The organism is Endozoicomonas sp. Z74 (assembly GCF_057680865.1).
Genome location: NZ_JBLYZI010000181.1, coordinates 1 through 5427, shown reverse-complemented (window position 1 = coordinate 5427; position 5427 = coordinate 1). Strand labels below are relative to the sequence as shown.

The 5427-nt window shown below is 45.9% G+C and carries 9 protein-coding genes; 4 read left to right on the top strand and 5 right to left on the bottom strand.

What is annotated here, in order from left to right; translation table 11 throughout:
• Window positions 1–151 precede the first annotated feature (151 nt).
• The 3 genes from ACNRUY_RS25740 to ACNRUY_RS25730 all read left to right on the top strand — a co-directional run bounded on the left by ACNRUY_RS25740 (window position 152) and on the right by ACNRUY_RS25730 (window position 1792).
• The gene (locus ACNRUY_RS25740; protein WP_488114526.1) at window positions 152–559 is read left to right on the top strand and encodes a hypothetical protein; all 408 of its coding nucleotides are present in this window, start codon (window positions 152–154) and stop codon (window positions 557–559) included.
• Window positions 560–980: 421 nt separating this feature from the next.
• Window positions 981–1211 carry a hypothetical protein gene (locus ACNRUY_RS25735; protein ID WP_488114525.1) on the top strand — a complete coding sequence of 77 codons (231 nt, stop codon included), beginning with the start codon at window positions 981–983 and terminating at the stop codon, window positions 1209–1211.
• Window positions 1212–1489: 278 nt separating this feature from the next.
• On the top strand, window positions 1490–1792 hold the full coding sequence (locus ACNRUY_RS25730; protein ID WP_488114524.1) for a hypothetical protein: 303 nt from the start codon (window positions 1490–1492) through the stop codon (window positions 1790–1792).
• 59 nt (window positions 1793–1851) lie between these two features.
• Here ACNRUY_RS25730 and ACNRUY_RS25725 read toward each other — a convergent pair whose 3' ends face one another.
• The 5 genes from ACNRUY_RS25725 to ACNRUY_RS25705 are packed head-to-tail and all read right to left on the bottom strand — an operon-like array spanning window position 1852 to window position 4531.
• Entirely contained in the window at window positions 1852–2919 is a 1068-nt protein-coding gene (locus ACNRUY_RS25725) for a GNAT family N-acetyltransferase (RefSeq protein ID WP_488114523.1), read from the bottom strand.
• Complete coding sequence (locus ACNRUY_RS25720; protein ID WP_488114522.1) at window positions 2898–3458, bottom strand: ParB/Srx family N-terminal domain-containing protein; 561 nt, start codon at window positions 3456–3458, stop codon at window positions 2898–2900. The genes ACNRUY_RS25725 and ACNRUY_RS25720 overlap by 22 nt, the downstream gene beginning before the upstream one ends.
• 3 nt (window positions 3459–3461) lie before the next feature.
• Window positions 3462–3830, bottom strand: coding sequence for a 3TM-type holin (locus tag ACNRUY_RS25715; RefSeq protein ID WP_488114521.1), 369 nt, complete (start codon window positions 3828–3830; stop codon window positions 3462–3464).
• The gene (locus tag ACNRUY_RS25710; protein ID WP_488114520.1) at window positions 3827–4252 is read right to left on the bottom strand and encodes an N-acetylmuramoyl-L-alanine amidase; all 426 of its coding nucleotides are present in this window, start codon (window positions 4250–4252) and stop codon (window positions 3827–3829) included. Before ACNRUY_RS25710 ends, ACNRUY_RS25715 begins: the two co-directional genes overlap by 4 nt.
• A gap of 3 nt (window positions 4253–4255) precedes the next feature.
• Window positions 4256–4531: a hypothetical protein gene (locus tag ACNRUY_RS25705; RefSeq protein WP_488114519.1), complete on the bottom strand. Its 276-nt coding sequence runs from the start codon at window positions 4529–4531 to the stop codon at window positions 4256–4258.
• 178 nt (window positions 4532–4709) lie between these two features.
• Between ACNRUY_RS25705 and ACNRUY_RS25700 the strand changes: the two genes are divergently transcribed.
• The gene (locus ACNRUY_RS25700) at window positions 4710–5138 is read left to right on the top strand and encodes a TIR domain-containing protein (RefSeq protein ID WP_488114518.1); all 429 of its coding nucleotides are present in this window, start codon (window positions 4710–4712) and stop codon (window positions 5136–5138) included.
• Window positions 5139–5427 lie beyond the last annotated feature (289 nt).

Genomic DNA, 5427 nt, shown 5'->3' with positions numbered 1-5427 from the left:
AGTGGTTAAACCCTGCCACTTTCAAGTAAGTTTTTGGTGGATTATCCACCAAAATTTCTGGGGCTAGGCTGCTTTTGCGATCCCAAAAGATGAATTTATCAAATAGCTGGGGTTGTTCGCACCTTCCCTATTAATACCTTAAGGAATGATTATGAACATAGAAGCCCTCTTGATGACCCACTACTTTTTCTGTACTGGCGTTATTGACAAATTATGCCAGCCGACCAGAACGCCTTCTGAACTGTTCGGAGAAGGCCAGATTGAAGTGATCTACCACCTTTCCCGTTACAGCCGGATTATCAGCGAGATTGAACAGTCAAAACACCCTGAAAATGGTTTTCCCGGCGTGTTCGATTATGAAATCTCTGAAGGGATGGCCGCAGAGCTTTGGGTTGAACATTGCGAGCAAAATGAAAATGGTGAGCCTTGGGGTTATCCAGACGAAAGCCAATTCCGTGATCTGGCTGAGCAGCTGATAGATGACTGGATCAGCGAGCGAATTCCCAGGCCAAAAAGGATTCAACATTGGTTGGAAATACAGCTTGAAAATCAAAGATAACTCATCATCCAATCCAGCTTAGAGGTATACCAGGGTATACCTCGTTTTCAGGGCTGTCACTAACGCTTTCCCGCGCCTGTCAATACCCGCAAAAAGTGAAGCATTGCAGGGACCCACGTTTTTTAAATAACGATTAATAGTTGACATTCGTGGCTTATTACCTACTGGGAAATGTTTATTGAAATCATACCTTATAGATGAAGCAATGAATCAGAATAAAGTTTGAGATATACGGCAGCTCCCCCATAGTTAAAGTATAACAACAATAAATATTAAAACACATTAACAACGGCAGGTTACAACAATAAACATAATCAACCCGCCGTTAATTCTTTCAAACCAACAAGAGGAAAACACTATGACTACTTCCAAAAAAACTGCAAACAAAAACTCAAAAAACAGCGTAAAAGGAGACAATACCATGAACAATAAAAAAACAGAATCCAAAACCTTTGCTGAACTGGCCAATATCCGGGTACCTAAAGCCCTGAAGGTACTGCGTTCCATTTCGCACCTGGCCAACGATGCCAAATATGACTACACCGATGAGCAATCCACCGCCATCCTCAGCGCTTTACAATCCGCTGTTGATGAGGTATCCCAATGCTTTGCCAACGGAGGCAAAAAGGATGAGGAGGTATTCCGCATTTAAACACAATTCAACCTTGACCATGCAGGCTATCATGCCTGCTTTTTTTTGGGATAATGATTAATCATGCACTATCGGAACAATACCAGACGCCGGTCAATCGTCACCACGCGACGTTTTCAATATTGATCATGCAACCCTATTGCGATGATCAAAAGAACCGCCAAATCGACGCAATGCCACCCCTGTTGAATATTTTGATGTTACTGAATGCTGATAAATATTGAGAACTGGCAGCCATCTCGCATAATGAAAGTGTAACAACAAAAGAGGGAATGAAAATGACTGACAACACATACACAACATTAAGAGATGAAGATGATATGAACATCATCAGCGAACAGGCGCTTAAACATACCCTGATTGATCAAAACAAACCATCAGGCGTTTACATTTTCGCTGACCATGACCTTATCGATTCAATAGACTTTGCTTACAGGCTCTATCAACAAGGCAACATTGATCAATTCAAAATAACAATTGACGAATTACAACCCCTGATTCAATCCATGAGGCTTGACGTTGAAATCAGTATTTATGTTCTGACAGAGGACAAACAATTCCGTTACTTTGAAGATGTTTGAAATCAACTGCTTTTACTTTTTGCCCTGACGGGCATTTTTTTAGACTGTTCAGTTGTTGATTAATCCCGCCCAACGTATTGAAACGAACAGGTTAACCGGTCAAACGAATGCTTGCTCAGGATTGACTGGGCAGGCATACCCACCCGACCCGGTTTGCGAGTCATGATCCATTGATCGGATTTATTCATGGCATGGATCAATGCAGGCGACGTGGTGACGGTATTCACCTTGTAGCCCTGTTGCCGGTATCGTTCACAGATATAGCAGCGCAACTGAAAGCCAATGCCCAGGCCCTGGTAATCCGGCAAGACCACGGTTCTGTGCAGGCGTTTGAGCTTTTTGTTGCTGGGATGGGGGAAGTGAAGCACACTGCACCAGCCCACCGGTTCACCGTTGATCTCGGCAATGTATTTATGGGCAGAACGATTATGAACACTGCTCAAATAGTGAAATGGCCTAAATAGTGGCCACTCTGACTGGTCGGCCCTGCGGACATCGATGCGGATTTCAGGTCGCCGAAGACGCCTCCGTTTGAAGCTGTGCTTGTTGCAATCATAAACCCAATCCGGTTGCAGCCACTCAACAATATCGTAATGGCAGCTAACGGCGATGAACTGCTTATCTTCCTTGCGGATAAACTTCTGGATAGCAGCACTGCCGATCTTGGCCACCTGTCGATCCACCACTGAGGTGAACTCGTCATAAATCACCGGCTTTTCCGATTCCAGAATCAGCCTGGCTAACTCGGCTCGCATCTTCTGGCCATTGGAGAGTACAGCAAAAGGCTTCAGCCAGTCCGGGGGAGAGGAAAATCCCACCTTGCTCAATGATTCGGTAATTTGCTTGGCGCTCAGGTCTTCCCTGAAATCATCCACCACGGAACGGTCTGACCAGTTAAACCCGGAGAACAGCTCAAAGTCCTTGAAGACTTCCCTGGCGATGGTGGTCTTGCCAGAACCACTGGCACCCACAATCAGGCCAATATTCCAGGGCTTGTCTTCAATGGGAATATCAATGTCAAACTTCTTCTTCACTGACTGAATATCAATATCAAACATGCCCTTGACCTTCTCAGTGCGGAAGGAAGGCTTGATTGCAGACTCCACTACAAACTTTGAACTCGGCATTTTAGTCCCTTCTGTGTCAGTTCGTCGTAGATTTCCTGCTGATGGGTCTCGCTGTCGCACTCCACCAGGATATTGAAGATTTCGTTGTACTCTTCTCCGTTGGGTTTTTGCTCTGGTTCCGGGGCAGGGTCATCGAACAAGCTGACCATAAAATCGTCTTTGAACCCGAGCAGGCTCAGGTCAAAGTCCTCTGCCTGAAGGGCTTCCAATTCACGGGATAGAACGTCCATATTCCAGCTTGAATTAAGGGCAATGGAATTATCCGCTATGACATAAGCCTTCTTCTGAGCCTCAGACAGCCCTGCCAGGACAACACAGGGAACGGTCTTAAGCTCCAGCTTCTTTGCCGCCATCAAACGGCCATGACCAGCGATAATGCCATTTTCCTCATCAATGAGAACCGGGTTGGTGAAACCGAACTCTTTGATAGACGAACAAATCTGGATGATCTGCTCTTCATCGTGAACCCGTGAATTGTTCACATAGGGAATCAGGTCGCTGACCTTGCGATCCACCATTTTATATTTTTTAGCTGCCATTCCTTAGCGCCTGATTTTATCCGCCACTTTCTCAATTCCCCGGCTGGCAATGTAGCCACCGATACCGATCTGAACGATGGAAAACAGTTTGAGCTCTACCGCCTCGGTAATCCCCGGAGCCGACCATCCAAGCCAGCGAGAGACAATCAACCCGGTGAATACCAGCATCACAATAGGTCGCCAGGAGCGTTGTAACCAGCTTTCCCCCTGAGCCTCTGCCTTGATCACTCCGGCCCGTTGAGCCAGTTCATCCAGCTCCCCTTTGACGGCCATATCCACCAGCCGGGTTTTAGCCTCAGCCGCTTTGTCAGGATCGGGAATAATCCGTTCCAGTACTTTGCCTAAAACGGGGATAGCCGCTGCCCAGGTCATCGAATAGACTCCCGCCAATCCTCGACAATGAAGTTCGGACAGGTCTTATACGGAGTGAAATAGTAATGCCCGACAACCTGTGCCTCCGGGTAACGGAGTTCCAAGGTCTCTACCAGCATTTCGAGCATTAGCCACTGCTCAGAAGTGAAGTTGGCCTCTGGACCGCCATCAGTGCCTATCCCACCAATCAGGCAGACTCCAATGGACTCATGGTTATGGCCTCGAACATGAGCCCCCTGAGCCTGAGCATTGCGGCCATTTCTGATCCTGCCATCCCGTTCAATGATCCAGTGATAGCCGATGTCTGACCAACCATTTTCCTCCACATGCCAACGGCGTATGTCTTCTGTGGTTACACCCTGATCGGCACGGGTAGCCGAGCAATGGATGACGATGTAATTGGTTTCCGTCCTTGGAGTCATCGGTTATTTCCTGAGGAGGTAGGCCGCGAGTCCTACCAGTGCTGAGATAACGACCCAGCCAAAGCGTTCAATACTGGCGAGCACCACACCACGAGAACTGCCCTGGAGTTCCAACGTCCGAATACGGTTTTCCATCTCCGATATTCGACTGAATACCTGATCCATGTTTTCGGTGTGGTGGGAAATTCTTTCTTCAATACGCGCAAGTTGTGAGACAGCTTCACTCAGTTTGTCCAGCTTGGTATCAATACGATCCAGCCGGGTGGAGAGGTCAGCCATAAGTGCGTCCTGCACGGGTAAAATCCAGCCATAAAAAAACCCCACTCCGGCGTTCGGGTGAGGTTTTCGATCTTGGTAAAACGTACCTCAATTTGTAATCGTTGGCAAGTTCCCAGCCAAATCAGAATGTACTGCTACGCTATCTAATTCTATTAACCGAACGATCAGGAGTTTTCAGATGCCAGCAATTGTTTTTATTAGCTATAAGACAACCGATAAGAAATACGTCAACGACATAAAGTCTGTTTACCAAAACCCTAACAACCCGATTACGTTTATTGATGGTTCGCTGCCAGAGCCGGTTCTAAATGAACACGGATACATAATAAGTGCCTCTCCCTATGATGAAAAGTCAAAACCTGTGCAAGATGAAATCCATGAACGATTAAGAAAATCAAACATATTACTGGTTATTGTAGGCAAAGATACACACAGTAGCTTATGGGTAGAATGGGAAATAAAAGTCTTTAAATCCATTCATGGTAAAAATGCAAAAATATTGATTATGAGGAATAAGGATAATAATACAGCTGGAATGCCAAATACTGACAATGAAAGAATTTTCAACTGGGATATGTATAAGCTTCATGAACTCTTAAACAGTTAAGTTAGGTTGGGGCAGAAATCTGCCCCAACGTTTACTACCTTCTCGGCTTTCCGTTTCCTCGACCTTTACCAGATGGCATTCGATGATTCTTACTTGGCAAATTTGGAATTGCCGGTGACAATGGTGTTTTCGGTACAGTTGAAGTCTCTGATACTGATCTAGGGAAGGTGCGAACAACCCCAGCTATTTGATAAATTCATCTTTTGGGATCGCAAAAGCAGCCTAGCCCCAGAAATTTTGGTGGATAATCCACCAAAAACTTACTTGAAAGTGGCAGGGTTTAACCACT